Source organism: Pseudomonas fluorescens (genome assembly GCF_041354075.1).
In the GTDB taxonomy this organism is placed as follows: Bacteria; Pseudomonadota; Gammaproteobacteria; order Pseudomonadales; family Pseudomonadaceae; genus Aquipseudomonas; species Aquipseudomonas fluorescens_CE.
In genome coordinates, this window is sequence record NZ_JARZGC010000002.1 from 103,206 (window position 1) to 129,368 (window position 26,163).

At 62.2% G+C, this 26,163-nt stretch carries 23 protein-coding genes; 17 read left to right on the forward strand and 6 right to left on the reverse strand.

The annotated features are described in order from the left end of the window. Positions 1–4 precede the first annotated feature (4 nt). A complete protein-coding gene (locus QIW53_RS02770) occupies positions 5–1,027 on the forward strand; it encodes a diguanylate cyclase domain-containing protein (protein WP_371048433.1) in 1,023 nt (340 codons plus the stop codon). Between the two features lie 14 nt (positions 1,028–1,041). On the opposite strand, the gene QIW53_RS02775 is transcribed toward QIW53_RS02770, so the two are convergent. Continuing rightward, positions 1,042–1,347 (reverse strand): RcnB family protein, encoded by a 306-nt coding sequence (locus tag QIW53_RS02775; protein WP_371048169.1) that lies wholly within the window; start codon positions 1,345–1,347, stop codon positions 1,042–1,044. A gap of 205 nt (positions 1,348–1,552) precedes the next feature. Here QIW53_RS02775 and QIW53_RS02780 point away from each other — a divergent pair, with 205 nt between their 5' ends. Together QIW53_RS02780 and QIW53_RS02785 are read left to right on the forward strand one after the other, a co-directional pair. Beyond that, a complete protein-coding gene (locus QIW53_RS02780) occupies positions 1,553–2,845 on the forward strand; it encodes an MFS transporter (protein WP_371048170.1) in 1,293 nt (430 codons plus the stop codon). A 25-nt stretch (positions 2,846–2,870) separates the two neighbouring features. Further along, the gene (locus QIW53_RS02785) at positions 2,871–3,647 is read left to right on the forward strand and encodes a substrate-binding domain-containing protein (RefSeq protein WP_371048171.1); all 777 of its coding nucleotides are present in this window, start codon (positions 2,871–2,873) and stop codon (positions 3,645–3,647) included. On the opposite strand, the gene QIW53_RS02790 is transcribed toward QIW53_RS02785, so the two are convergent. Continuing rightward, a complete protein-coding gene (locus tag QIW53_RS02790; protein ID WP_371048172.1) occupies positions 3,637–4,542 on the reverse strand; it encodes a LysR family transcriptional regulator in 906 nt (301 codons plus the stop codon). The two genes, QIW53_RS02785 and QIW53_RS02790, sit on opposite strands and share 11 nt — an antisense overlap. Positions 4,543–4,746: 204 nt before the next feature. Here QIW53_RS02790 and QIW53_RS02795 point away from each other — a divergent pair, with 204 nt between their 5' ends. After that, positions 4,747–6,555: a monovalent cation:proton antiporter-2 (CPA2) family protein gene (locus QIW53_RS02795; RefSeq protein ID WP_371048173.1), complete on the forward strand. Its 1,809-nt coding sequence runs from the start codon at positions 4,747–4,749 to the stop codon at positions 6,553–6,555. 72 nt (positions 6,556–6,627) lie between these two features. Further along, positions 6,628–7,728 (forward strand): DNA alkylation repair protein, encoded by a 1,101-nt coding sequence (locus tag QIW53_RS02800; protein WP_371048174.1) that lies wholly within the window; start codon positions 6,628–6,630, stop codon positions 7,726–7,728. Between the two features lie 131 nt (positions 7,729–7,859). Here QIW53_RS02800 and QIW53_RS02805 read toward each other — a convergent pair whose 3' ends face one another. Then, the gene (locus tag QIW53_RS02805) at positions 7,860–8,756 is read right to left on the reverse strand and encodes a LysR family transcriptional regulator (RefSeq protein ID WP_371048175.1); all 897 of its coding nucleotides are present in this window, start codon (positions 8,754–8,756) and stop codon (positions 7,860–7,862) included. A 120-nt stretch (positions 8,757–8,876) separates the two neighbouring features. On the opposite strand from QIW53_RS02805, the gene QIW53_RS02810 reads away from it, so the two are divergent. The 3 genes from QIW53_RS02810 (at position 8,877) to lldD (ending at position 13,686) form a co-directional block, all read left to right on the forward strand. Continuing rightward, entirely contained in the window at positions 8,877–10,523 is a 1,647-nt protein-coding gene (locus tag QIW53_RS02810; RefSeq protein ID WP_371048176.1) for a GMC family oxidoreductase, read from the forward strand. Between the two features lie 186 nt (positions 10,524–10,709). After that, positions 10,710–12,332 (forward strand): MFS transporter, encoded by a 1,623-nt coding sequence (locus QIW53_RS02815; RefSeq protein ID WP_371048177.1) that lies wholly within the window; start codon positions 10,710–10,712, stop codon positions 12,330–12,332. A 199-nt stretch (positions 12,333–12,531) separates the two neighbouring features. Continuing rightward, positions 12,532–13,686 carry an FMN-dependent L-lactate dehydrogenase LldD gene (gene lldD, locus QIW53_RS02820; RefSeq protein ID WP_371048178.1) on the forward strand — a complete coding sequence of 385 codons (1,155 nt, stop codon included), beginning with the start codon at positions 12,532–12,534 and terminating at the stop codon, positions 13,684–13,686. A gap of 32 nt (positions 13,687–13,718) precedes the next feature. Here lldD and QIW53_RS02825 read toward each other — a convergent pair whose 3' ends face one another. Continuing rightward, positions 13,719–14,087 carry a DUF427 domain-containing protein gene (locus tag QIW53_RS02825; protein WP_371048179.1) on the reverse strand — a complete coding sequence of 123 codons (369 nt, stop codon included), beginning with the start codon at positions 14,085–14,087 and terminating at the stop codon, positions 13,719–13,721. 298 nt (positions 14,088–14,385) lie between these two features. On the opposite strand from QIW53_RS02825, the gene QIW53_RS02830 reads away from it, so the two are divergent. The 4 genes from QIW53_RS02830 to QIW53_RS02845 all read left to right on the forward strand — a co-directional run bounded on the left by QIW53_RS02830 (position 14,386) and on the right by QIW53_RS02845 (position 20,081). Next, positions 14,386–16,614 carry a C1 family peptidase gene (locus tag QIW53_RS02830; protein WP_371048180.1) on the forward strand — a complete coding sequence of 743 codons (2,229 nt, stop codon included), beginning with the start codon at positions 14,386–14,388 and terminating at the stop codon, positions 16,612–16,614. Positions 16,615–16,842: 228 nt separating this feature from the next. Then, positions 16,843–18,792: a DNA topoisomerase III gene (locus QIW53_RS02835; RefSeq protein WP_371048181.1), complete on the forward strand. Its 1,950-nt coding sequence runs from the start codon at positions 16,843–16,845 to the stop codon at positions 18,790–18,792. 537 nt (positions 18,793–19,329) lie between these two features. After that, entirely contained in the window at positions 19,330–19,659 is a 330-nt protein-coding gene (locus tag QIW53_RS02840; protein ID WP_371048182.1) for a hypothetical protein, read from the forward strand. 119 nt (positions 19,660–19,778) lie between these two features. Next, positions 19,779–20,081 (forward strand): hypothetical protein, encoded by a 303-nt coding sequence (locus tag QIW53_RS02845; protein ID WP_371048183.1) that lies wholly within the window; start codon positions 19,779–19,781, stop codon positions 20,079–20,081. A 28-nt stretch (positions 20,082–20,109) separates the two neighbouring features. Here the strand turns inward: QIW53_RS02845 and QIW53_RS02850 are convergent, their stop codons facing one another. Next, on the reverse strand, positions 20,110–21,612 hold the full coding sequence (locus tag QIW53_RS02850) for an aldehyde dehydrogenase family protein (RefSeq protein WP_371048184.1): 1,503 nt from the start codon (positions 21,610–21,612) through the stop codon (positions 20,110–20,112). A gap of 306 nt (positions 21,613–21,918) precedes the next feature. On the opposite strand from QIW53_RS02850, the gene QIW53_RS02855 reads away from it, so the two are divergent. Genes QIW53_RS02855 through QIW53_RS02865 form a run of 3 tightly spaced genes read left to right on the forward strand, consistent with a single transcriptional unit; the run spans position 21,919 to position 23,452 of the window. Beyond that, positions 21,919–22,122, forward strand: a complete 204-nt coding sequence (locus tag QIW53_RS02855; protein ID WP_192303223.1) for an HvfA family oxazolone/thioamide-modified RiPP metallophore — start codon at positions 21,919–21,921, stop codon at positions 22,120–22,122. A 54-nt stretch (positions 22,123–22,176) separates the two neighbouring features. Continuing rightward, entirely contained in the window at positions 22,177–22,692 is a 516-nt protein-coding gene (locus tag QIW53_RS02860; RefSeq protein ID WP_371048185.1) for an HvfX family Cu-binding RiPP maturation protein, read from the forward strand. Between the two features lie 58 nt (positions 22,693–22,750). After that, complete coding sequence (locus tag QIW53_RS02865) at positions 22,751–23,452, forward strand: dienelactone hydrolase family protein (RefSeq protein ID WP_371048186.1); 702 nt, start codon at positions 22,751–22,753, stop codon at positions 23,450–23,452. Between the two features lie 137 nt (positions 23,453–23,589). Here the strand turns inward: QIW53_RS02865 and QIW53_RS02870 are convergent, their stop codons facing one another. After that, positions 23,590–24,210: a cell wall hydrolase gene (locus QIW53_RS02870; RefSeq protein ID WP_371048434.1), complete on the reverse strand. Its 621-nt coding sequence runs from the start codon at positions 24,208–24,210 to the stop codon at positions 23,590–23,592. A 193-nt stretch (positions 24,211–24,403) separates the two neighbouring features. Here QIW53_RS02870 and QIW53_RS02875 point away from each other — a divergent pair, with 193 nt between their 5' ends. Next, entirely contained in the window at positions 24,404–25,258 is an 855-nt protein-coding gene (locus QIW53_RS02875; protein WP_371048187.1) for a CAP domain-containing protein, read from the forward strand. Further along, complete coding sequence (locus tag QIW53_RS02880) at positions 25,255–26,154, forward strand: bestrophin family protein (RefSeq protein WP_371048188.1); 900 nt, start codon at positions 25,255–25,257, stop codon at positions 26,152–26,154. Before QIW53_RS02875 ends, QIW53_RS02880 begins: the two co-directional genes overlap by 4 nt. Positions 26,155–26,163: the final 9 nt, after the last annotated feature.

Sequence of the window (26,163 nt, forward strand, 5' to 3'; positions counted from 1 at the left end):
CGCCATGGTGGTGTTCCTGGTCGCCCTGTTGATCTGGCGCGAGCGTTCGCTGCGCAGGCAGTTGAGCGAATGCCGAGCGCTGCTGGCGGGTTTGCCGGAACGACAAGCCAGCCGCGAGAAAGGCGACGTCGAACGTTACAAGCGCAGCCAGTATTTCGCTCGCATCGGCACCTGGGACTGGGATGTCGACACCGAGCGCCTGTACTGGTCGGATGCGATCTTCGGCATGTTCGGGTTCAAGATCGGCGAAGTCGTGCCCTCCTACGCACTATTTTGCAGCTGCGTGCACCCCGAGGACCGGGAAAGGGTGCGGGCCGGCGAGGTGCGTTGCCTGGAGACCGGCGAGAATCATGACGAGGAGTACCGCGTCATCTGGCCCGACGGCACCATCCGCTGGTTACGCGAGACCGGAAATGTGGTGAAAAACGCCCATGACGAAACGATCAAGATGATGGGCGTGGTACGTGACATCACTGAGGAAAAGGCTTCCGCCAGCTACTTGCAGCACCTGGCCCACTTCGATCCGTTGACTGGCCTGCCCAATCGTCTGGTGCTTGAAGAGCGGCTTTGCGACGCGCTGGAACAGGCGCGAATCAGCGATACGCGAGTCGCACTGGTATTCATCGACCTCAACGGTTTCAAGGCCATCAACGACCGTTTCGGCCACGCCGCCGGGGACCGCGTGCTCGTGACCATGGCCACGCGCCTGAAACGCGTCCTGCGCGCCACCGACACCGTGGCGCGCATCGGCGGCGACGAATTCGTGGTCATCCTCCAGGGCCTGCCGCAGGCCGGCAACCTGCAGGACGAGGCCCGGGTGATCTGCCAGAAGATCTTCGTCGAACTCTCGCCGCCCATCGCCATCGGCAGCGAGCACCGTCACATCGGCACGAGCATGGGCGTCGCGATCTTTCCCGATCACGCGCCCAGCATGGACCGCCTGATCCACATCGCCGACCTGGCGATGTATGAGGCCAAGCGCAGCGGCAACAATCAGTATCGCCTGGGTGCGCAGCAGGCCATCTGACTTCAACCGCGCGTTTATCGCTCCACGGGCGTGATATCCAGGATGGTGCCGTTGGTGACCAGCACCATCATGTATTTACCGTTGATCTGAACCCATTGTGCCTGGGCCTTGGGCGCGCTCAGGCCTTTGGCTTTCCAGTTGGTGATGGCTTTTTCGCTGCGCTGGTAGATATCCGGTGCACGGTCCCCGACCACCAGTTCGCGGTTGTTGGTGGCGCCAGGCTGGACGGTTTTCTGCGGTTCATCGGCTTGAACGATCGGCGTGACGGCGGCGAAACCGGCCATAAGCGCAAAGCTGGCAATCAGTGTTTTGTTGATCATGGATAAACCTCGTATCAGTGGGTACTGAACTCCGACTGCGCGGCTGCTCAATCATTCCTCGAAATTGCATTGATCAAGAAGGTGCATCAATCCATGCCAACAATGCAATTAACATATCGATCACCCTGCTCCACCATTCGCCCCAATAAGAACCGTGCGCCGCGACTCGGCGGTGCACGTCATAACAGCGGTGGAGTACAGGTCGATGACTGCAGCAATCCCTTCCGGGCGTTCCCGCGCCGGGGCCATTTTCCGAGTGACATCGGGCAACTTTCTCGAACAGTTCGATTTCTTCCTTTTCGGCTTCTACGCCACGCAGATCGCGGCGGTGTTCTTCCCGGCCAGCAGCGAATTCGCCTCATTGATGATGACCTTTGCCGTGTTCGGCGCAGGCTTCCTGATGCGTCCGCTGGGCGCGGTGGTGCTCGGCGCCTACATCGATGACGTGGGTCGGCGCAAAGGCCTGATCGTTACGCTGTCGATCATGGCCAGCGGTACGATCCTGATCGTGCTGGTGCCCGGCTACGAAACCATCGGCCTGTTTGCCCCGGCCATCGTGCTGATCGGCCGCTTGCTGCAGGGCTTTTCGGCTGGTGCGGAAATGGGCGGCGTGTCGGTGTACCTCGCGGAAATCGCCACGCCGGGCAACAAGGGCTTTTTCACCAGTTGGCAGTCGGGCAGCCAGCAAGTGGCAATTATCGTCGCCGCCGCCCTGGGTTACGCACTGAACCAGTGGATGGCGCCGGCGGCGATTGCCGATTGGGGCTGGCGTATTCCGTTCTTCGTGGGCTGCATGATCGTGCCGTTCATTTTCTTCCTGCGCCGCAATCTGGAAGAAACCGAAGAGTTCGCCAAACGCCAGCAGCGCCCGCGCATGGGCGATGTGTTCCGCACGCTGGCGCAGAACTGGACGCTGGTGCTGGCCGGGATGATGATGGTTGCGCTGACCACCACCGCGTTCTACCTCATTACCGTCTACGCACCGACCTTCGGCAAGACCGTGCTGCACCTGAGCACCTCGGATGCGTTGCTGGTGACCTTGCTGGTGGGTGTGTCGAATTTCTTCTGGCTGCCGATTGGCGGGGCATTGTCCGACCGCGTGGGGCGACGTCCGGTGCTGATCGCCATGGCGCTGCTGACCCTGGCGACGGCCTACCCGGCGCTGACCTGGCTGGTGAATGCGCCCAGCTTCGTCCACATGCTGCTGGTGCTGCTGTGGCTGTCGTTCCTTTACGGTCTGTACAACGGCGCGATGATCCCGGCGCTGACTGAAATCATGCCGACCGAAGTACGTGTCGCCGGCTTTTCCCTGGCGTACAGCCTGGCAACGGCGGTGTTCGGTGGTTTCACCCCGGCGGTCTCCACCTTCCTGATTCAGTACACCGGTGACAAGGCTGCGCCCGGCTACTGGATGTGCTTTGCCGCGCTCTGTGCACTGTGCGCGACGCTGTACCTCTATCGCCGCGCCAGTGGCCGTCTGCAACCGGCGATGTCCTGAACCCGCCCCTTTCGAGAAAAAGAACATGAATGCACGTTTGAACATCGCCGCCCTGGCGCTGGCCGCCAGCTTCGCCCTGGGCAGCACGGCCCAGGCCGAAGAAATCCGCGTCATGACCTCGGGCGGCTTTACAGCCGCCTACAAAGTCCTCGGCCCGAAGTTCGCCGCTTCCAGCGGCAATACCCTCGACACCGCCCTCGGCCCCTCGATGGGCAAGGCGCCGGAAGCCATCCCCAATCGCCTGGCCCGTGGCGAGCAAGCCGATGTGGTGATCATGGTCGGCTACGCCCTCGATGACCTGATCAAGCAAGGCAAGGTCGACCCGGCCTCCCGCGTCGAACTGGCCGATTCACGAATCGGCATGGTGGTGCGCGAAGGCGCGGCGAAACCGGACATCAGCTCTGAGGCGGGCCTGAAACAAACCCTGCTTGAGGCGAAATCCGTCGCCTACTCCGACAGTGCCAGCGGGGTGTACATCGAGAATCAGTTGTTCAAGCGCCTGGGCATTGAAGAGCAGTTGAAACCCAAGTCGACGATGGTGCCGAAAATCCCGGTGGGTTCGGTGGTCGCCACTGGCGACTATCAACTGGGCTTCCAGCAGGTCAGTGAACTGCTGCCGGTGCCGGGGGTGAGCTTCGTGGCGAAGATTCCGGAGTCGCTGCAGTCGGTCACCCGTTTCGCCGCCGGCATCCCGGTCGGCGCACAACATCCGGCGCAAGCCAGGGCGCTGCTGGACTACCTGGCATCGCCTGCGGCGCAGGCCGATGTCAAAGCGACGGGGCTGGATTCGGTCACTCGCTGACCTCGACCTTCATCTGCACCACCAGGCGCTCCAGTTCCAGCGCCGCCGGGGTCAACGTACGGCCCCGGCGCTTGATGATGCCGACACTGCGCATCACTTGCGGATCAGTCAACGGCACCCGGGTCAGGATCGGGTGATCCGCCGCCGGCATGGCCATCAGCGGCACGGCCGCCACCCCCAGACCCGCCTCCACCAGACCGATCATGGTCGTCACATGTCGGGTCTCGCAGATGCTCTGGCGCTGCGGCACGATGCCGGTCAACGCCTGATCCAGCAGAAAGCGGTTGCCCGAGGTCTTGTCCAGCGAGATGTAATCCTGCCGGTAGAACTCGTCCCAGGTCACGCTGCTGCGTCCGGCCAGTGGGTGATCGCGGCGGCAGGCAACGACATAGCCCTCCTGCACCAGCGGCTCGAAGTCCACTTCAGCTTCCAGGGTGCCCATGAAGCTCAGGCCGAAATCCGCTTCGCCATTGACCACGGCGCTCAATACATCGTGGGCGCTGGAATCGAGGACCTTGACTTTGATCCGCGGAAACTGGCGGTGGTAATGGGCGACGACGCGGGGCATGAAGTAGTAGGCCGCCGACGGGACGCAAGCGACCGTGACATGTCCGAGTCGGGTCGAGGCGACTTCGCTGATGCCCAGCAATGCGACGTCCAGGTCGTCCAGCAGGCGTTCGACGCTGGGCATGAAACCGCGTCCGGCCTGAGTCAGGCTGACCTTGCGCGTGGTGCGTTCGAACAACCTGACGCCGAGGGCGTCTTCGAGCTTCTCGATGCGCCGGCTCAGGGCGGGCTGGGAGATGCGCACAGCGTCGGCGGCCTTGCGGAAACTGCCCTGTTCGACCACGGCACGAAAGGCTTGCAAGTCGTTGAGGTCGAAATTGATGGCCATTGCGGCAGGCTCGGGGCGTTGGAAGATTGATCAGTTTATCCTATGAATGTAACTTTTTAATGCAGAATGTAACTGGATTTGTGTTGCCTCGGCTGCCGCCATCGCGGGCACGCCCGCTCCTGCAGGGATTGGCAGTGGCTGACGCACCGGGTTTCACCCTTTATCCTTGCGCGCCCCCGCCCCACCGAGTTCTGGAGTTTTGTCATGCCCCATGAAGGCAACCTGTTACAAGCCGCTGTCGTGTTTCTGTTCGCGGCGGTGCTCACCGTCCCCTTGGCCAAGCGCCTGCAACTGGGGGCGGTGCTGGGCTATCTGTTTGCCGGCGTGATCATCGGACCGTCGGTGCTGGGGCTGGTAGGCAACCCGCAGAGCGTCAGTCATATTTCCGAACTGGGCGTGGTGTTGCTGCTGTTCATCATCGGCCTCGAGTTGTCGCCACGGCGCTTGTGGGTGATGCGCAAGTCGGTGTTTGGCGTGGGCCTTGCGCAGGTGCTGCTGACCGGCTCGATCATCGGCGTGGTCGCGCTGTTCCTGTTTGGCCAGCCGTTGAACAGCGCCATCGTGCTTGGATTGGGCCTGGCCCTGTCGTCCACCGCGTTCGGCCTGCAAAGCCTGGCTGAGCGCAAGGAGCTCACCAGCCCCCATGGCCGGCTGGCGTTCGCGATCCTGTTGTTCCAGGACATCGCCGCGATCCCGTTGATCGCCATGGTGCCGCTGCTGGCGGGCGGCGATCACACCACCAGCGCCGCCGAGGACTTGAACCATGGCCTGCGGGTGCTGGGCAGTATTGCCGTCGTCGTGATTGGCGGGCGCTACCTGCTGCGGCCGGTGTTCCGTGTGGTCGCCCGCACCGGGCTGCCGGAAGTCTCGACAGCCACGGCCTTGCTGGTGGTGATTGGCACCGCGTGGCTGATGGATCTGGTCGGCGTGTCCATGGCGCTGGGCGCCTTCCTCGCCGGGTTGCTGCTCGCCGACTCCGAATATCGCCACGAACTGGAAGCGCAGATCGAACCCTTCAAGGGCCTGCTGCTGGGTCTGTTTTTCATCAGCGTGGGCATGGGCGCCAATCTGAGCCTGTTGCTCAGCGCACCGATCATCGTATTGGGGCTGACCCTGTTGCTCATCGCGATCAAGCTGCCGTTGGTGTTCGTGGTGGGCCGACTGGCCGGTGGCCTGGGCAAGGTCAGCGCGATCCGTCTGGGTATCGTGCTGGCCGCAGGCGGTGAATTTGCCTTCGTGGTGTTCAAGATCGGTCGCGATCAAGGCCTGTTCGAAGCTCGCCTGTATGACCTGCTGGTGCTGACGATCACCCTGTCCATGGCCGTGACGCCGCTGTTGCTGCTGGTGTGTGCGCGACTGGTCAGCCCCAAGGTGCAGCCGGTGGTGGTGCCGGAAAAATTCCGCGAGATCGACACCGACGAACCCCGCGTGGTGATTGCCGGCATGGGTCGGATGGGCCAGATCATCGCCCGTATCCTGCGGGCGCAGAACATCAAGTTCGTGGCCCTCGACACCTCGGTGGAAACCATCGAGCTGTCGCGCAGCTTTGGTGGTGTACCGGTGTTCTACGGCGACCCGATGCGCCCGGAAATCCTCAGCGCCGCGAAGGTCGAACAGGCGGAGTATTTCATCATCGCCACCGATGATCCGGACGCCAACATCAAGACCGCCGAGGTGGTGCACCGCTTGTACCCGCACATCAAGATCATCGCCCGCGCCCGGAACCGTCAGCACGTGCACCGTCTGGTCGACCTGGGCGCCGAGGCGATTCGCGAAACCTATTACTCAAGCCTGGAAATGAGCCGGCGCACCCTGGTCGGCCTGGGCCTGACCCAGGCGCAGGCCGATGCGCGGATCAAGCGCTTCAAACACCACGACGAACAGGTGCTGGAAGCCCAGCATGCGGTGTATGACGATGCGGCGAAGGTGTTGCAAACGGCGCAGGAAGCGCGGGCGGAGCTGGCGAAGCTGTTCGAGTCGGATCAGCTTGAGGAGCAGTCGGCGAAGAACTGAGGCATGCTTGAGGCCGCCATCGCGAGCAGGCTCGCTCCCACACAGGTTTACGGCATTTTTCAAGGACAACCCATGGCAACTGACCAACCCGCTCCGGCCCTCAAGGAAATCTTCAACGCCGAGCGTCTCGAGCACATCGCCACCGAGATGACAGCCGTCTACCCGACGTTCAACGCCAAGGCCTTCCTGAAGATGGCCAACGAGGGGCTGGCCGAACTGTCGATCATGCAGCGCATGGCGCGGGTCAGCGAATGCCTGCATGCGACACTGCCGTTGAGCTACGAAGCTTCGCTCGAGGTGTTGCGCGCCCTTGCCCCGCGCCTGAACAGCGGCTTCGTCAGCGTCTCGCTGCCGCATTACGTCGCGACCTACGGCCGCCATGCCTTCGAGTCGTCCATGGAGGCGCTGAAGTACTTCACCACCTTCGGCTCGGCGGAATTCGCCATCCGTTTTTTCCTGCGCAGTGATTTCGAGCGCACCCTGGCCGTCATGCAGGCGTGGTCGCTGGACGAAAACGAACACGTTCGGCGCCTCGCCAGCGAGGGTTGCCGGCCGCGCCTGCCGTGGTCGTTTCGGCTCGAGCAGGTTCAGGCCGACCCACGCCTGGCGGCCGCGATACTGGACAACCTCAAGGCCGACGACAGCCTCTATGTGCGCAAGTCGGTGGCCAACCACCTCAACGACATCACCAAGGATCACCCCGACTGGGTGCTGGACACCCTCGAAGGCTGGTCACTGGACAACAAACACACCGCGTGGATCGCCAGGCACGCGCTGCGCAGCCTGATCAAGCAGGGCAATCCGCGCGCCCTGGCGATCATCGGCGCCGGCGGCAAGCCCGAAGTCGAGATTACCGACCTGAAGGTCACACCGGCGGTCATCAAGCTCGGGGAGAAAATCAGCCTGTCGTTCACGCTCAAGTCCAGGGTAGAGAACAGCCAGCGACTGGTGATCGACTACGCCATCGATTACGTGAAAGCCAACGGCAGCACCTCGGCGAAGGTGTTCAAGCTCAAGGCCCTGACCCTGCCGGGCAAGGCACACGAGCTCGTCACACGGGGCCAGCACATCAAGGAACTGACCACCCGCCGGCATTATGCAGGCCGGCATGCGGTGCATGTTCTGGTGAATGGCGAGCGGCTGGCGAGCACGGCGTTCGAGATTCTGCCCTGAGGCAGCACAGCCCCTGTAGGAGCGGACTTGTCCGCGATGTACTCCCAGACAACAATGGGTGTCAGGTTACCCGCGTTATCGTTGACGTCCATCGCGAGCATGCTCGCTCCTACAGAAGAGCATGCGGGCAACTACGTGGGCTCTGCGCCCAGCAGCAGCGCCTGTTCGCGTTCGCACAGCTCGACCACATAATCCCACATCACCCGCAGCCGCACGGACTTGTGCAGTTCGCGGCGGGTGCTGATCCAGTAGCTGCGCAGGATGCTTTCATCCGGCAACAAAGGCACCAGCTCAGGGTCGGCACTGGCCATGTAACAGGGCAGCACGGCAATGCCCATGCCTGCGCGCGCCGCCTGTTGCTGGGCGATCACGCTGGTGCTGTGAAAGACCACCTGGGGGTTGCGGCAGAAGCTGTTGAGAAACATCAGTTCCTGGCTGAACAGCAGGTCGTCGACATAACCGATCCAGGCATGGCGGCCGAGGTCTTCGCGACTGCGCAGCGGCGGCGCCCGGTCGAGATAGGCCTGGCTGGCGTACAACGCCAACCGGTAATCCGTCAGTTTGCGCGTGACCAGCATGTCGGCCGACGGCCGTTCGAGATGGATGCTGATTTCCGCTTCGCGGTTGAGGATGCTGACGAATCGCGGCACCGCCACCAGTTCCACCTCCAGCCCTGGATAACGTTCGAACAGCCCGTTCATGCGGCTGGTCAGAAACATGATGCCCAGCCCTTCGGTCACCCCGACACGGATCTTGCCCAGCGGCGCGGTGGATTGGGTGATTTCCTCCTCGGCCAGCAGCGCGACGTTTTCCATGGCCTCGGCATGTTTGAGCAGCGCCTCGCCGGCGGGCGTCAGTTCATAGCCCTGGGCATGCTGGACGAACAGCGCGCTGCCCAGACTCTTTTCGATGGCCTCGATGTGCCGGGCCACGGTGGCGTGCGTCGTGTTCAAGCGGCGTGCAGCCGTGAGCAAACGCCCGCTGCGCTGGAGCTCGAGAAAAAACCGCAGGTCATTCCAGTCGAACATGAAGCCCTCCCATGGCCAAGCTGTTCAATAACGCACAGCGGCTGCGCAAAAACAAACATTCTTTTAACGAAAGCTAACAACTAGGATGACCTGCAACAAGAACAAAAACAGAGGTCAGGGATGCAGACTTCCCTTGATGAATTCGACTACATCGTGGTCGGGGCCGGGCCGGCCGGTTGCCTGTTGGCCAATCGCCTGTCGGCCAATCCGCAACATCGGGTGCTGCTGCTCGAAGCCGGTGGCCGCGACAATTACCCGTGGATTCATATTCCCGTGGGTTATCTGTTCTGCATCGGCAACCCGCGTACCGACTGGTGCTTCAAGACCGAAGCGCAACCGGGCCTGCAGGGCCGGGCGCTGAGTTATCCGCGAGGCAAGGTGCTCGGCGGCTGCTCCTCGATCAACGGCATGATCTACATGCGCGGCCAGCGCGGCGACTACGATGGCTGGGCCGCCGACGGCAACCCTGGCTGGAACTGGAACGACGTCCTGCCGATGTTCAAGAAGAGTGAAAACCACTTCGCCGGTGAATCGTCTTTCCACGGCGCCGGCGGCGAATGGCGCATCGAACGCCAGCGCCTGTCCTGGCCGATTCTCGATGCCTTTCGCAGCGCCGCCGAGCAAAGCGGCATCGCCAGCATCGAAGACTTCAACCAGGGCGACAACGAAGGCTGCGGCTACTTCCAGGTCAATCAGAAAGGCGGGGTTCGCTGGAATGCCGCCAAGGCGTTCCTCAAACCGATCCGCCAGCGACCCAACCTAACCGTATTGACCGAGGTGGAAGTCGATCGCGTCCTGCTGGAAAACGGCCGGGCCTCGGCGGTCAGTGCCCGCTGGCAAGGCCAGGCAAAAAGTTTCAGGGCCCGCCGGGAAATCATCCTGTGTGCCGGCGCCGTCGGCTCACCGGGCATCCTGCAGCGTTCCGGCATCGGCCCTCGCCCGCTCCTGGAAAAACTGGGGATTGGCGTGGCGCATGCGCTGCCCGGCGTCGGCGGCAACTTGCAGGATCACCTGCAACTGCGGCTGATCTACAAGCTGGAAAACGCCCGGACCCTGAACCAGATTGCCGGCAATGTCTGGGGCAAGATGGGTATGGGCCTGCGCTACCTGTATGACCGTAGCGGGCCGCTGTCGATGGCGCCGAGCCAACTCGGGGCGTTTGCCCGCTCGGGGCCGGAGCAGGCATCGGCCAACCTTGAATACCATGTGCAACCCTTGTCACTGGAACGCTTCGGCGAGCCGCTACACCCCTTCCCCGCCTTCACCGCCTCGGTCTGCGACCTGCGCCCGCACAGCCGTGGTCGCGTGGACATCCGCTCGGCCGATCCGCAGCAGGCGCCGCTGATTCAGCCCAACTACCTGAGCCACCCGGAGGATCTGCGCGTGGCCGCCGATGCGATCCGCCTGACCCGACGCATCGTCGCCGCTCCGGCCCTGCGGGCGTTCAAGCCCGTGGAATACCTGCCCGGTGAAAGTCTGCAGAGCGAAGAACAACTGCACGAGGCCGCCGGCCGCATCGGTACGACGATTTTTCACCCGGTCGGCACCTGCCGCATGGGCAATGACGCGGACGCAGTGGTGGATGCGCAGCTCAAGGTCCACGGGATTGCGGGCCTGCGGGTCGCCGACGCTTCGATCATGCCGAGAATCACCTCGGGCAACACCTGTTCGCCTACGCTGATGATTGCCGAGAAGGCGGCGCAGATGATTCTTGAATGGGATAGGACGGCATTACCCGTTACTGAACTGGAGCACGAAACCCTGTAGGAGCGGACTTGTCCGCGTTGGAGGTCAACGATAACGCGGGAGACCTGATTCCCCGCGGTGACACTACCTCCATCGCGAGCATGCTCGCTCCTACAGGATCACATGCATCTGTAAGACGCGGCACCCGCCCACAAGGCAGGTGCCGACAGTGGAAACAACAAAAACAATCACTGTGAGGGAACCGATATGTCAGAACATGTTCAGCCGCTCAACGTCACGCGCAGCGCCGACATCGGCCGCGATACCCGTAAAGTCATCTTCGCCTCATCCCTCGGGACGGTGTTCGAGTGGTACGACTTTTTCCTCTACGGTGCCCTCGCGGCCGTCATCAGCAAGCAGTTCTTCGCCGGGGTCAACGACACCACCGCGTTCATCTTCGCGCTGATGGCCTTCGCCGCCGGCTTCATCGTGCGGCCGTTCGGCGCCCTGGTGTTCGGACGTCTGGGCGACATGATCGGGCGTAAATACACCTTCCTCGCCACCATCGTACTGATGGGCGTGGCGACCTTCTGCGTCGGGTTGCTGCCGACCTACGCCAGCATCGGCATTGCCGCGCCCATCATCCTCGTGGTGCTGCGCATGCTGCAGGGCCTGGCCCTGGGGGGCGAGTACGGGGGCGCCGCGACCTATGTCGCCGAACACGCGCCGATCGACAAACGCGGCTTCCACACCAGCTGGATCCAGTCCACCGCCACCCTCGGGCTGCTGCTGTCGTTGCTGGTGGTGCTGGGCTGCCGCTATTTCACCGGCGATCAGTTCGAAGTCTGGGGCTGGCGCATTCCGTTCCTGTTTTCCATCGTGCTGCTGGGCATTTCCACCTGGATTCGCCTGAGCCTGCACGAATCGCCTGCCTTCGTGAAAATGAAAGAGGAAGGCAAACTCTGCAAATCGCCGCTGCGCGACTCGTTCGGCAAATGGGAAAACCTCAAGGTCGTATTGATCGCCCTGTTCAGCATCAACGCCGGGCAGGCGGTGACCTTCTACGCCGCGCAGTTCTACGTACTGTTTTTCCTCACCCAGTTCCTGAAAATGGACCCGGCGCTGGCCAACAGCCTGCTGATCATCAGCGTGACCATTGGCGCGCCGTTCTTCATCTTCTTCGGCTGGCTGTCGGACAAGGTGGGTCGCAAACCGGTGCTGATGCTCGGCCTGCTGCTGGCCACCGTGCTGTACTTCCCGATCTTCAAGACCCTGGCCCACTACGCCAACCCGGCCATCGACCAGGCCAGCCGCCAGGCCCCGATCACCGTTCTGGCCGACCCCGCCACCTGCACCTTCCAGTTCGACCCAGTTGGCAAAGCGAAATTCGACAGCCCCTGCGACAAGGTCAAGACCTTCCTGGTGAAACAGGGCCTGCCCTACAGCAGCGAAGCCGCACCGGCCGGCAGCGGCGTGCAGGTCAGCGTCGGCGACGTGAAACTCGAAGGCTACGACGAAGCAGCCCTGCGTGGCGCGATCACCCTGGCCGGTTATCCGTCCCAGGCCGACACCCAGTCGATCAACAAAACCATGATCGTGGCGCTGATCGTCGCGCTGATCATCATCAGTGCCATGTGCTACGGCCCGCTGGCGGCACTGATGGTCGAACTGTTCCCGACCCGTATCCGCTACACCTCGATGTCCCTGCCGTATCACATCGGCAACGGCTGGTTCGGTGGTTTCCTGCCCACCGTGTCGTTCGCGCTGGTGGTGTACACCGGGGACATCTTCTATGGTCTCTGGTACCCGGTGGTGATCACGGCCGTGAGCCTGGTGGTGGGGATGCTCTGCCTGCGTGAGACGAAGCAGGTGGATTTGAATAACAACTGATCGGTGCATTTCCCCCTATAGGAGCGAGCATGCTCGCGATGGTCGCCAACGATGATGTTGGCTGAATGACACTCCTCAGTGTCCGTGACTCCATCGTCGGATCGCCGCCCGGAGCCTGCTCGCTCCTACAGAGAGCGGGCTCGGCTTTTTTTCGTTAATGTGATCACCACCGCCCCGCCCTCCACCCTCATGAGGCCCCATGATCATTTCATCCGCATCCGACTATCGCGAGGCAGCCCGTCGCAAGCTCCCCAGGTTTCTCTTCGACTACATCGACGGCGGCGCGTATGCCGAGCACACGCTGAGGGCCAACAGCGCCGACCTGACCAGCATCAGCCTGCGCCAGCGCATTCTGAAAAACGTCGAGACCCTGAGCCTGGAAACCCGCCTGTTCGACCAGCCGCTGTCGATGCCGATCGTCCTGGCGCCCGTCGGCCTGACCGGCATGTTTGCCCGTCGTGGTGAAGTGCAGGCGGTCAAGGCGGCGCAAAACAAGGGCATCCCGCTGTGCCTGTCGACGGTCTCGGTGTGCTCCATCGAGGAAGTGACGAGCCAGACCGACCAGACCATCTGGTTCCAGCTGTACGTGCTCAAAGACCGCGGTTTCATGAAAAATGCCCTGGAACGGGCCAAGGCCGCCGGGGTGAAAAACCTGGTGTTCACCGTCGACATGCCCACCCCCGGCGCACGCTATCGCGATGCGCATTCGGGGATGTCCGGCCCCTTCGCCTCGTCACGCCGCATCCTTCAGGCCATGACCCGACCGGACTGGGCCTTCAACGTCGGCCTCATGGGCCGCCCGCACGATCTGGGCAACATTTCCAGGTACCTGGGCAAAGCCGTGACCCTGGAAGACTACATGGGCTGGCTGGCCAACAACTTCGACCCGTCCATCAGCTGGAGCGACCTGGAGTGGATTCGTGAGTTCTGGCAGGGCCCGATGATCATCAAGGGCATTCTCGATCCCCAGGACGCCAGGGATGCGGTGAGCTTCGGTGCCGATGGCATCGTGGTATCGAACCACGGCGGTCGCCAACTGGACGGCGTGCTCTCCACCACAAAGGCCTTGCCGCCGATCATGCAGGCGGTGGGCAATGACCTGACCGTGCTGGTCGATTCGGGCATCCGTTCGGGGCTGGACGTGGTGCGGATGCTCGCACTGGGGGCCAAAGGCGTATTGCTCGGGCGGTCGATGGCCTACGCGCTGGCGGCCGATGGCCAACGGGGTGTGGAAAACATGCTGGATATTTTTGCCAGGGAAATGCGCGTGGCGATGACGTTGACCGGGGTGACGTCGGTTGACCAGATCGACGAAACGACCCTGGTGCAGGCGGTGCGTGACCTCAAGGCTTGATGATCACGCCCTGCCCATGCGGGGCGTCTCGCTCAACCGACATCCGGGAGCAGCTCGAACGTGACCTTGTCCGGATAGAAGGCCACGTAGTTCCTGATCTGCTCTACCGACACTTTGGGCTCTTCGTAGCTCCAGACCGCATTCGCCGCTTCATGCCCCTCGACCTTCAAGCTGAAATAGCTGGCATCGCCCTTGTACGGGCAATAACTGGTGTGATCGGTGCGCACGAAATACTCCTGCTCGATGTCTTCGCGAGGCAGGTAATACACCGGCGGGTAGTTGGCTTCCAGCAACACCAGCGCACGGGTGGAAGCCGCCACTTCGATACCGTGAAATTTCACCATCACGCAGCCCGGCTGTTCGGCGATGGTAATGACAGGACTGGGACCTGAGCTCTTCATGTAATGCGTTCCTCGGCACGAAGTGGGACTTGGGTAGCGTCGCTTGTCGCATCGCCACGATGGGCCGCGCGGCATCCGCCAATCGAGACGACACCCTGTCAGGTATAACCCACATTTGGCCGTTGCGACGGCTTCGCAGCCGAACGGAATCCAAAAGTTCGCTGCAATTTCCATCCGTCAATCGGCACAGGGCCCGCCCGAACGTCGTCTACGATCAATAGCATCGTTGAAATCCCCGCTCCGCAGCCGGGCCGTCGTGGCGAGGGGGCCGAGTCTCGGAAACCTGAGGATCACCCACATGCCGGCCAGCCGATTTGCCCTCGACAAAAACCTCATCACCCTCGATGCCCGCCCCGATCGCCTAGACCTGCGCGATCGCCTGTTCACGCCACGGGTGCAGTCCCTCCCACCCTCCTGGCCGGCCGACCAGGACATCGCCGCCGAACTCTCGGGCTACCTGGCGCACAACATGGTGCTGTTCCAGGGCAGCGAAGGCGCTTGCACCGGCTTCGGCCTGGCGGCGGTGGTCAACTACCTGCTGTGGCGCCGCGACCGGGCGGCCATCAAGACCAGCCCGCGCCAGCTCTACCACCTGGCCAAGCTCTATGACGAATGGCCCGGCGAGGATTACGCGGGGTCGAGCTGTCGAGGTGCATTGAAGGGCTGGCACAAACATGGCGTGTGTGCCGAAGCACTCTGGCCCTACACCGTCAGGCCCGATGGCTCGGTCCCGGCGTTCGAGGCGCCTGCCGAAAACTGGGCCGCCGACGCCGTGACCCGACCGCTGGGCATCTACTACCGCGTAGAAAAGGACGACGTCACCGCGATGATGGCGGCGCTGTATGAAACCGGTGCGTTGTACGTCTCGGCCAATGTGCATCAGGGCTGGGCGCTGATGCGTCCGCAAGGTCGGAAAAGCCCGGCGGCCGCGCTGTCCAGCATGGCGCAACTGCCGGTGATCAAAGGGTCGGCGAACATCCAGGGCGGCCATGCCTTTGCGTTGATCGGTTACAACAGCCAGGGTTTCATCGTGCAAAACTCCTGGTCCACCGACTGGGGGTACTCGGGCTTCGCGCTGCTGCCCTACGAGGACTGGCTGGCCAACGGCACCGATGCCTGGACCGTGGGCCTGGGCGTGCCGGTGGTTCATGGCGGGCTCTCCCCGGAGTGCCGCCCCACGCGCAGCAAAGCCGATAGCCAATCGGTGTTTCGCACTGCGCTGGCGGTGTCCAGTGCCAAGCGTGAAGGTTTTTCGCTGTTCAGCGCCAACGCCCGCGATGCCGATCGCAAGGGGCCTGCACCGCTCACCAAGGACCAGGCCTATGGCCTGACCGTGGTCATGGAAAACAACGGCAGCATCGGGCCGCGCCTTACCGATGTGCAAAACGTTCGCGCGGCGGTCAAAAGAATCGTCTACGAAGCCCCCAGGGCCTGGTACGACAAGCTGCCCAAAACGAACAAACCGCCGGTCCTGCGCATCGCGATCATGGCGCACGGCGGGCTCAACTCCGAACAGGACTCCATCAACCGCATCTGCGCCATGGCGCCCTACTTCCTCGAAAACGGCATCTATCCGCTGTTCGTCACCTGGCGCACCGGTGCCCTGGAAACCCTGGCGTATATTCTTCAGGACGCCATGCCCGGCGTGTTTGGCGGTGGCGCAATCAACGACGTGTTGAAGCTGATCAAGGAAAAGACCTTGGAGGGTCTGGATCGCACCATCGAGATGGCGACCAAAAAGCCCGGCGGCGATCAGTGGAGCCAGATGAAGCAGAACGCAGAGGCCGCAGCCTCATCGGGATTCACTCCACGGGGGTTGGTGGAGATGGCCGACAACCTGAAAAGCCTGGTTGCCGACCTGGGCCCGAAAAAAGTCGAACTGCACCTGATCGGCCACTCGGCCGGCTCCTTGATCAACGGCCACCTGATCCGCCTGCTGTGGGCCCGGGGGCTGCCGACCGAAACATCGACGTTGCTCGCCCCGGCCTGCACCCTCGATTTCGCCAATCAGACCTATCGCAAGGTCATCGAGGCCGGCGGGCTGGCGCGCGAGGATTTCCATATCCACCTGCTGTCGGACCAGCGCGAACAGGCAGACAACGTCATCAGCGTTTATCACAAATCGTTGCTCTACCTGGTATCGCGTGCCTATGAAGAACTGCAACGCATGCCGCTGCTGGGCATGGCCACGGCGCTGGACGCCAGTTGCCAGGACTTCAGCGATCCGGACCTGACGGTCTGGAACATCGCCGCGCGCAACATGACCGAGCAATGGAACCAGTTTTACTGGGGCGGGAATGTCGCCAGCGGCTTCGCCAAAACCGGCAACGGGCTGCCGGAGGCGTTCGCCCGGACCCTGCACGTTTTCAACGATGCGAAGATGAACTACGGCGCGGGGGTCAAGGCCGATGCCTCCCACGGTGGTTTCGACAATGACATCAACGTCGTCACCACCACCTTGCTGACCATCCTGCGCCAGCCGGCGGGGACGAAGCTGGTGCAGCCGGTGGTGAACCTGAATTATTGAAGTCCCTGTAGGAGCGAGCATGCTCGCGATGGTCGTCAACTATAACGCGGGGTGTCGGGATGCCAGCGGCGTCTGGTCCATCATCGCGAGCATGAACTAGGCGTCCCCCTCGCTCCTGCAGAAGAGCATGGACACACAAAACTGTACATCCATACAGATAAAGATTGCTCCATCGCCGTACTCGCGCCATCCTGTGCACCTTCCAGCAGTTGATGAACGATGGTGGTTATGCGGCTGTTCCTCTGTGAAAAACCTTCCCAGGCCAAAGACATCGCGGCCGTGCTTGGCGCACGGCGTCGCGGCGAAGGTTGCTGGCTGGGTACAGGTGTCACGGTCACCTGGTGCATCGGCCATCTGCTGGAAACCGCTGCGCCGGATGCCTACGACGCACGCTACAAACGCTGGGTGCTTGCGGACCTGCCGATCATTCCGAACACCTGGAAGATGACCGTCAAACCGCGCACGGCCAGCCAGTACAAGGCAGTCAAGCGCCTGCTCGGCGAGGCCGATGAGCTGGTGATCGCCACCGATGCCGACCGCGAGGGCGAAATGATCGCCCGGGAGCTGGTGGACCACTGTCGTTATCGCGGGCCGATCCAGCGCTTGTGGCTGTCAGCCCTGGACGATGCCTCGATCCGCAAGGCACTGGCGGCATTGAAGCCCGGGGCCGAGACCTTCAGCCTCTACCATTCCGCGCTGGGCCGTTCGCGGGCCGACTGGCTGATCGGTATGAACATGAGCCGGTTGTTCACCCTGCTCGGGCGTCAGTCGGGCTATCAAGGGGTATTGCCGGTGGGCCGGGTGCAGACACCGACGCTGCGACTGGTGGTGGATCGCGATCGCAGCATCGCTGACTTCGTCCCCGTCGCCTATTGGGCCATCGACGTGCAACTGCTCCACCAGGGCACCGCGTTCACCGCACAGTGGCGCGCGCCCTCCGAGGCGTGTGACGACCAGGACCGCTGCCTCAACCAGGCGCTGGCTCAACACGCCGCCACGGCACTGGCCGGCGCGGCGAGTGCCCGGGTGATCAAGCTGCGCACCGAGCGCCTGCGTGAAGTGGCGCCGCTGCCGTTCGATCTCGGCACGCTGCAGGAAGTCTGTTCGAAAAAACTCGGCCTCGGTGCCCAGGAAACCCTCGACATCGCCCAGGCGCTGTACGAAACCCACAAGGTCATTACCTACCCGCGCAGCGATTGCGGCTACCTGCCGGTCAGCCAGCACAGTGAAGCGCCGGCGATCCTGGCGGCGTTGAGGCAGGCGGATCCGACGCTCGACGCCTTGCGCGACCACCTGCAACCCCAGCGCCGCTCCCGGGCGTGGAACGACGCAAAAGTCAGCGCTCACCATGGCATCATTCCTACCGCTGCCGCACAGAACCTCGGGCGGCTCGCGGGCAAGCAGCGCGCGGTCTACACCCTGATCCGTGCACGCTACCTGGCGCAATTTCTGCCCGATCATGAATACGACCGGACCCAGGCCGACTTCGACTGCGCCGACCAAGCCCTGCGCGCGGTCGGCAAGCAGATCGTCGAGCCAGGTTGGAAACGCGCCCTGCCCGAGGCTCTCGCACCGGCCAGGGGACGCGAAGCGCCGGCGCCGCAAACCTTGCCGAGACTCAGCGAAGGCGCTGAATGTGCGGTGGCCGACGTGAAGCTCAAGGACCTCTGGACCCAACCGCCCAAACCCTTCACCGAAGGCGACCTGATCAAGGCGATGAAGAACGTCGCCAAACTGGTGCAGGACCCGGTGCTCAAGCAGAAACTCAAGGACACCACCGGCATCGGCACCGAAGCGACCCGCGCCTCGATCATCCAGGGCCTGCTCGACCGTGGTTACCTGGTCAAGCACGGCAAGGCGCTGTCCGCCACACCGGCCGCGTTCAGCCTGATCGATGCGGTGCCACGGGCGATTGCCGACCCTGGCACCACGGCGATCTGGGAACAGGCGCTGGACATGGTGCAAAGCGGTGAAATGAGCCTGGAAGAATTCGTCACCAAGCAAGCCGCGTGGATGAGCAAGCAGGTCGCTCGCTGCGCCGGCCTGAACCTGGCCATCAACGGACCGGCCAGCCCCGCCGGGCGCGGCGCGACGCCGTGGAAAAACAAACGCAAAACCGGCAAGCGAAAACCCGCCACAGCCAACAAACGCGCGGCCAGACCGGCGAGCAAGGGGTGACCCCCTGCAAGGTTGCGCCCAAGCGCTGGACCGCCCTCCTCATTCCAAACAGCTTTGTCAGACAATATGTAGTGCCTGAAAATAATCACTACAAAACCGTTGACGCCTTCGATTTGCCCTTGCATGATGCAGCCATCTCCCCGATCGGGAGTAAGGCAACATGTTTGAGCAAGCTCGTCTGACCGCCGAGCTGTTTTTCCCGGATACACGCTGCCCACAAGGCAGATTGAAGAAGCTGACCTGGCCCGAACGTCCAGTACAAGGACGAGAAGCGCTGGCGATCAATCCTCATGAAGCTTGTGGCCGACCTTGAAACGTCGGTAGTGGCCTTAAGGTTTTCGCTGCTTCTCTTCGTTGTGACGCTTTTTGCGTAGCAGTTATTCAACACGACTACATGCAACAGATGCGTGACCCCGTCGATTTCGATGGCGACCGCTGACGTCCTGGTTTCGGTGCCAGGGATCAACTAACCGATGGGCTAACTGTATTAGCGAATCAACTTTGAAAGATTACCAAATGGTCAAGGGGGCTTTAATGATGAACCTGAACAATCAACCCACCATCGATGAACTGGCTCGTATCTTCGCTGCGCAAAAAGACAGCCATGACAGCCATATCCTGTGGGTCAGCAAATCGGGCCAGGTTCAGATCGACTGCCTGGCACCGCATGCCCACGAGGCCGAGTTCGACCAGAACCACCAGAACCTCGCGGCCCGCCTGAAGATGTACCGGCGCGGTCAGGGTTACGTCGGCAAGAAAGCCGCGGCCGACAAGGACTACATCGGCAGCGTTCTGCAGACACTGAAACAGGCGTGGGAATCGATGCAGAACAATAACGAAGTCAAGGTGATTGACCGGTTCTATTAATTATCAGCCACGACAAAAGGCCCTGTTCGATTATTCGAGCGGGGCCTTTTTTGTTCGCGTCATGTTTGCCAAACACCGCTATGGTTAAACACAGCGAAGTTGTTCATTGGAGACATGCAATGAGAAGTAAGCTGATCGTTCCGATGTTGTTGCTGTTGACGGCCGGCGCCCAGGCCAACAGCGTTCAAGGCATCCCGTCATTCGCCGTCGAATGCCCCGGCCAGTTCCTGGTCCAGGCGGATCAGGACGGGCCGGTGCTGATCAACAGCAAGGAAGCCAACACCAAGGCCCTCACCGAGCGGCGCTTCGAGGCCAAGGGTTCCGGAATCACGCTGTCCATCGTGCTCGCCGATGACGATTCGGTGGAGGTCTCCTCGACCGGCAAGACCCCGAATGGCGTGTGCCAGTCCGTCGACGATTGACGACTCGGCGGACGGCGGCAGCCTGTTCTTAACGTTTGACCGACAGATCGGTCTGGGTCATGCGACTGCGTACGGTAAACACACCGTCTCCGGAGAGAATCGCACTGCGGGCGAACAGGCGACCGCTTTCCCAGTTCGAAAGGCCCAGCTCGGGCTTGTTCAGCGCGTACTGGCCGTCGACCCAGCGGGTGATGCCGTTACCCACAAACGGTGCGTTGACCGCATTGTAGAAACGCTCATGCGCTGGGCCCGTCTCACTGATCAGCGACACGGTGAATTGCGGGCTGTAGCGGTTGAACAAGGCAATGGCGCTGTCCAGGTCGTCGACGATCTTCAGGCTGACTTCCGGGGTCTCTTCCCATTCCCACTCGCGACCCAGTTGATCTTCCGGCAGCGGCTCGGCCATGGCTTCGCTCTGGTAGCCTTCGGCGCGGCAGACGTCGACGGTCGCGTGCCGCCAATCGTAAGGCAGGTACGACTCGCTGCCTTCGACGATGTGCAGCTTGCAGCCTTCATCCCGTGCCGCGCCCGCCTCTTTCAGGGCGTTGAGGAACAGCGGCACCAGTTCTGCGGCACGGTCGCGGTGGATCAGGCAGACGTTCAGGGTGTTGCAGACCTTGCGATCCAGGGAGTTGCGCACTACAGCGGCAAAACGTGTGGCGTCAGCGTCCTGGTCGGCGATCAGCCAGGCGCCTCCCGTACCGTGCAGGCTGACGGCCGTGCCGGCCTGTTGGGCGATGCTGCCCAGTTGGCTGACGGCACGTCCCGACCCTCGGGCCACCGCCAGTGAGAGGCGGCGGTCGGCGAACATCGCCCAACCGGCAGCGTGGTTGACACTTTCCACCAACGACACCGCGCCAACGGGCAGGCCAGCCGCCTCCAACGCCGGGTTCAGGGCATGGGCAACGATGGCTTGCGCCGTGCCCAGGGCATCGCTGCCAATGCGCAGCACGGCGGTGTTGCCGGTGCGCAGCACACCTGCGGCGTCGGCGAAGACATTCGGCCGACCTTCGAAGACAAAAGCGACGATGCCCAGGGGGGCAACCACTTGCTCCACCTTCCAGCCTTCATGTTCGACGCAACTGATGACTTTGCCGCGCGTGGGCGGCGCATCGCGCCAGGCCCGGAGGCCGGCGATCATGTCGCGACGCATGCGTTCATCGGCCAGCAGGCGCGTGGTCGATCGCCCTCGGGTCTTGGCCCACTCGATGTCGGCCAGGTTGGCGGCCTCGATCAGGTCCCAGCAGTCCTGGTCTTCGAGGCGTTGGGCGAACAGGTCGAAAAACTCGCTGATCGCCTGGTCCGACACGGCCGACAGCGCGGTAAAGGCCGCTTCTGCCCGCTCGATCGCCACCGCCGCCGCTTTCTGGTCAGCCACGGGAATCAACAGCAATTCGCCACTGACCTGCTCGACCAGCAGATGGTCACCGGGCTGGAAGCGCAAGGCCAGTTCGGGACTGACCACAGTGACGCGGTTACCCGCGAATGGGATTGGCGTGCCAGCGATTAAACGTTCGAGCGCAAGAGACATGAAGCGGTTTCACCATGCAGGGAGCGGTTGGGAAAGGTATAGCAAAATCCCCGCGGGGTAAAAGCGCCAATTGGCTCCGCTTGCAGGCTCGCTTTGACTGTGGGGGCGAGCCTGCTCGCTCCTACGAGGTTGCGTGTGATCGAGCTGGCTCTGTATCGCACTGTGTACAACCCGGACCCCGACACACCTCGCCGACAAAACCCCGCGCCAGCGACACATCGCAGATACACCCGATTGTTCAAATGTGCCCAACGACCGGCTCAGCCGATCACTGCACTCAACTCACTCAATGCACGGGGTATCACCATGTTCAAACTCTCGACGTCCTCCCTGACACTCGGCCTGATCGTTGCTGGCGGCCTGGCCCTGGCCAACGTTGCATCCGCCTCCGAATCCGAAGCGTTCAGCATGAAACAACTGGCCCACGGCTACAGCCAGGCCCAGGCCGACAGCGCCGAGAAACCGGCTGAAGGCAAATGCGGCGAAGGCAAGTGCGGCGCCGGCGAGTAACCCCTGCGCGGGGCTGCCCGGCCCCGCATCCCTGACTGAATGGAGACCCGGTCCATGAACACTGCAATCTCAACGGCCGTCAAAGGCCTTCACCTGAATCTCGACCGCGCCGGTGCCTGGCTCGCCCCCCTCACCCTGAGGCTGTTCATCGCCTGGGAATTCTTCGAGTCCGGCCTGGAAAAATGGAATGGCGAAAACTGGTTCGCCGATATCCAGGAGCGCTTTCCGTTTCCCTTCGATCAACTGCCGGCCACGCTGAACTGGGAGCTGTCGATGTGGGCCGAGCTGATCTGCGCCCTCGCCATCCTGGTCGGGCTCGGCACACGGATTTCGACCCTCGTGTTGATTGTGGTGACCGTGGTCGCGACCGCTGCCGTGCACTGGCCCGCCGATTGGTCGAGCCTGAGTGAACTTGCCCGGGGTTATGCCATCACTAACAAAGGCTACGGCAATTTCAAACTGCCGCTGATCTACCTCGCCGCGATGCTGCCACTGCTGCTGTCCGGCCCCGGCAAGCTCAGCCTGGATGCATTGCTCAGCCGAATTTTCTGGCGCCGCGCCGCGCACTGAAATGTTAACGTGGCAGCCTGTATGTTCCACCTCACTTGTGCAGTACACAGGAGCCACCATGAGCGTGACCACCCAATGGATCGAGATCGACAGCGCCGAAGGTAAATTCGGCGCTTACCTGGCGATTCCGCATACCCGCAAGGGCCCGGGCATCGTGCTGATCCAGGAAATTTTCGGTGTCAACGAACACATCCGCTCCGTCGCCGAGCAGTACGCGGCAGACGGCTACCTGGTGCTCGCGCCGGACCTGTTCTGGCGCGAAGGTGCCCGTATCGAACTGACCTACGACGAGCCAGGCTGGAAACGCGCGGTCGAATTGATGAACGCCACCGACATCGGCAAGGCACAGAAAGACATCGAACTGACCATCGACGCCCTCAAAGCCCAGCCGGGCCTGGACGGCGGCATCGCGTCGATCGGTTACTGCTTCGGCGGCCTGCTGTCCTACCTCACCGCCGCCAACGGCCTGGTGGACATGGCCATCGCCTACTACGGCGGCGGCATCCAGAACCAACTGGACCGCGCCGATGACATCCAGGTGCCGCTGCTGATGCATTTCGGTGAAAAGGACAGCCACATTCCCCTGGAAGCCGTGGAGAAAATCGCCGAACGCTTCGAGAACAACGAAAACGTGGAAATCGTGGTGTACCCGGAAGCCGAGCACGGCTTCAACTGCTCCCATCGCGACAGCTACAACCAGCGCGCGGCGGCCGAGGCCCATGGCAATTCGTTGATCATGCTGGGGATGGATTTGCCATAGGCAGGCTGGGCCTGTAACGCGGTAACTGTAGGAGCGAGCATGCTCGCGATGGTCGTCAACGATTACGCTGGGTGCCTGACACCCAGCGGCGATATCAAGACCATCGCGAGCATGCTCGCTCCTACAGGGGACGGGTGTTACCGGGCGTCGCCGTTTCGGGGTTTGTAGAACAGGAACATCGCCGTCTCGGTCGTCTTGATGTACTTTTTCGCCCAGTCGGGTTTCACATTACGGTCGTGAAAGTACATCGCACCATTGGTGCGGTCATTGAGCTGCTTGTTCAGGGCCTTGCGCGCGATTTCCTTGGCGATCGCGTATTGGGTGGCTTCCTGAACATCATCGGGACGCCCGTCGCACCACCAGGAAAACTGACAGTTCTTGCTTTCCGACCCTTGCTTGACCACCGCGCACACCGTGTCCGGAAAGCCTTCGTGCCCCAGCCTGTTCATCACCACACTCGCCACCGCTTCCATGTCGGCCGACGACTTGCCCTTGGCTTCCCAGTAAATGGAGCGCGCCAGGCAGGTGATCGCATCGTCCAGGGGCGCGGCCCCCGCCGGATCGACCGCCTGCACCTCTGAAGTGGTAATGGCTTCGGATTTGGGGACCGGTAAATCGGTGCCCTTCTCCGCCGCTTTCTGCTCCAGCACTTCAGCCTTGTTTTCTGCAGTTTCCTTTTGTTGTTCCTGTTCAGTCGCCGATGCCTGGCCGCTGACTAACGTGATCGCAATGCAAACGACTATCCAGATAGATCGCATGATCAACCCTTTCAAGTGGGGGAGGAATCAATCAACACAGTGTCGGCACACAGCACGGTTCGGGCGACATCGCCTGAGTGTAGTTGCCAATTGCCATGATGCAGACCACGCCCCACTGTTTTTCTCGTGAAAAGTTGCACACTTGGGGGTGTCATCGCGCATCATGTGCGCAGTCCGATCCAGGGAGATTTCCATGCCTGTCCTGCCCTCCGTTTTGCGCGTTGCCACCTTGTCGCTCAGCCTGTTGTTCGCCACGAAGGCGCTGGCGGTCGATGAAAAACAACTGATCGATTCGATCAACGACTACCGCAGTCAGATGCAGCGTTGCGCCGGTCAGGTGTCCTCGGAACTGCCGCCGCTGGCGGGCGACCCTCGACTGGCACTGTCTGCCAGCAGCATCGGCAATTTGCAGCAGGCCATGGTCAGCGCGGGTTATCCCATGAAAAACGTGCAGGCGATCACCCTGTCCGGCCCACGGGATGCGGCGGCGGCGATGAAAGCGATTCAGGAGAGTTTTTGCCAGATCGTGCTCGACCCGCAATTTGTCGACATCGGCGTAAGCCGCGACGACCGCGACTGGCGCATCGTCGTCGCCCGGCCGCTATTGAGTGCGCGCCTGGGCACCTCCCAGGCCGAAGGCCAGAAACTGCTGGCCGAGCTCAACGCCGCCCGCAGCCGGCCCCACCAATGCGGCAGCCAATCCTTTGCCGCCGCGCCGCCGCTGACCTGGAACCCGACACTGGCAACAGCCGCCGAAGAGCACTCGCGCTCCATGGCCAACAACAACTACTTCGATCACAAGGACCGCGACGGCCGCACGCCGGGTGACCGCGCCGAGCTGGCAGGTTACAGCGCTCAATTGGTGGGCGAGAACATCGCCGCCGGCCAGGACACCGTATCGCGCGTGGTGGCGGGCTGGGTCGCCAGCCCCGGCCACTGCGCCAACCTGATGAACCCGCAGTATCAGGAGCTGGGGGCGGCCTATGCGGTGGACCCGAAAAGTGATTCTGGCATCTACTGGACCACCATGTTCGGGGCGCCTCAATGATCGTCCGCCCCAAACCCAACCTGATCAACATTCTCACGTCGCTCAAAGGGTCGATTTTCAAGAAGATCGTGCTGCGTTGCCTGATGGTGACGCTGCTGGCTTCGGTCATCGTGCTGGTGGAAACCCTGCAACCGAATTATTTCGCCAAGGTCAACGCGACGCCGTTTACCTTGCTCGGTTTGTCGCTGTCGATCTTCATGAGTTTTCGCAACAACGCCTGTTACGACCGCTGGTATGAAGCACGCAAGGCCTGGGGCGACATGATGGTCGCGATCCGCTCGATGATCCGCGAGACCCAGGTGATCAAGGACCCGGTGCAGCGCCAGGCCATCCTGCGCAACCTCTGTGGATTCACCCATGCGCTGAACGCCAGGCTGCATGCGAAGGATGAACTGCAGGCGGCGGGCGACTGGCTCGAACCCCAGCCGAACGACAACGCTCCCAACCTCAGCGGACGTATTCTCGATCAGGTCGGCCAGCAATGCTCGGCACTCGGCGAATCGGGCGCGATCAGTGAATGGCGCTACTCGATCATGGCCGGCCATCTGACCAGCCTGACCCACGCTCAGGCGGTGTGCGAACGGATCAAGCACACACCTCTACCCTTCGCCTACACACTGCTGTTGCACCGCACCACGTATCTTTTCTGCATCCTGCTGCCTTTTGCCATGGCTGAATCCCTGGGCTGGCTGACGCCGCTGTTTACTGCAATCGTCAGCTACACCTTCTTCGGCCTGGACGCGATTGGCGACGAACTGGAAGACCCGTTCGGCCGCGATGAAAACGACCTGCCGACCCAGTCGATGGTGCGCAACATCGAACGCGAGGTGCTCACCGCACTGGGCGAAACCCAGCTGCCTCCAGTCCTGGAACCCGTGGACTTCGTATTGAGCTGACGACGGGAT

Coding starts and splice junctions, on each gene's coding strand:
- QIW53_RS02795 (WP_371048173.1), top strand. CDS start 4,747: ATGCCCCATGAAGGCAACCTGTTACAAGCCGCTGTCGTGTTTCTGTTC.
- QIW53_RS02815 (WP_371048177.1), top strand. CDS start 10,710: ATGTCAGAACATGTTCAGCCGCTCAACGTCACGCGCAGCGCCGACATC.
- QIW53_RS02770 (WP_371048433.1), top strand. CDS start 5: ATGGTGGTGTTCCTGGTCGCCCTGTTGATCTGGCGCGAGCGTTCGCTG.
- QIW53_RS02835 (WP_371048181.1), top strand. CDS start 16,843: ATGCGGCTGTTCCTCTGTGAAAAACCTTCCCAGGCCAAAGACATCGCG.
- QIW53_RS02875 (WP_371048187.1), top strand. CDS start 24,404: ATGCCTGTCCTGCCCTCCGTTTTGCGCGTTGCCACCTTGTCGCTCAGC.
- QIW53_RS02840 (WP_371048182.1), top strand. CDS start 19,330: ATGAACCTGAACAATCAACCCACCATCGATGAACTGGCTCGTATCTTC.
- QIW53_RS02850 (WP_371048184.1), bottom strand. CDS start 21,612: ATGTCTCTTGCGCTCGAACGTTTAATCGCTGGCACGCCAATCCCATTC.
- QIW53_RS02830 (WP_371048180.1), top strand. CDS start 14,386: ATGCCGGCCAGCCGATTTGCCCTCGACAAAAACCTCATCACCCTCGAT.
- QIW53_RS02775 (WP_371048169.1), bottom strand. CDS start 1,347: ATGATCAACAAAACACTGATTGCCAGCTTTGCGCTTATGGCCGGTTTC.
- QIW53_RS02800 (WP_371048174.1), top strand. CDS start 6,628: ATGGCAACTGACCAACCCGCTCCGGCCCTCAAGGAAATCTTCAACGCC.
- QIW53_RS02865 (WP_371048186.1), top strand. CDS start 22,751: ATGAGCGTGACCACCCAATGGATCGAGATCGACAGCGCCGAAGGTAAA.
- QIW53_RS02880 (WP_371048188.1), top strand. CDS start 25,255: ATGATCGTCCGCCCCAAACCCAACCTGATCAACATTCTCACGTCGCTC.
- QIW53_RS02855 (WP_192303223.1), top strand. CDS start 21,919: ATGTTCAAACTCTCGACGTCCTCCCTGACACTCGGCCTGATCGTTGCT.
- lldD (WP_371048178.1), top strand. CDS start 12,532: ATGATCATTTCATCCGCATCCGACTATCGCGAGGCAGCCCGTCGCAAG.
- QIW53_RS02790 (WP_371048172.1), bottom strand. CDS start 4,542: ATGGCCATCAATTTCGACCTCAACGACTTGCAAGCCTTTCGTGCCGTG.
- QIW53_RS02785 (WP_371048171.1), top strand. CDS start 2,871: ATGAATGCACGTTTGAACATCGCCGCCCTGGCGCTGGCCGCCAGCTTC.
- QIW53_RS02780 (WP_371048170.1), top strand. CDS start 1,553: ATGACTGCAGCAATCCCTTCCGGGCGTTCCCGCGCCGGGGCCATTTTC.
- QIW53_RS02810 (WP_371048176.1), top strand. CDS start 8,877: ATGCAGACTTCCCTTGATGAATTCGACTACATCGTGGTCGGGGCCGGG.
- QIW53_RS02870 (WP_371048434.1), bottom strand. CDS start 24,210: ATGCGATCTATCTGGATAGTCGTTTGCATTGCGATCACGTTAGTCAGC.
- QIW53_RS02845 (WP_371048183.1), top strand. CDS start 19,779: ATGAGAAGTAAGCTGATCGTTCCGATGTTGTTGCTGTTGACGGCCGGC.
- QIW53_RS02805 (WP_371048175.1), bottom strand. CDS start 8,756: ATGTTCGACTGGAATGACCTGCGGTTTTTTCTCGAGCTCCAGCGCAGC.
- QIW53_RS02825 (WP_371048179.1), bottom strand. CDS start 14,087: ATGAAGAGCTCAGGTCCCAGTCCTGTCATTACCATCGCCGAACAGCCG.
- QIW53_RS02860 (WP_371048185.1), top strand. CDS start 22,177: ATGAACACTGCAATCTCAACGGCCGTCAAAGGCCTTCACCTGAATCTC.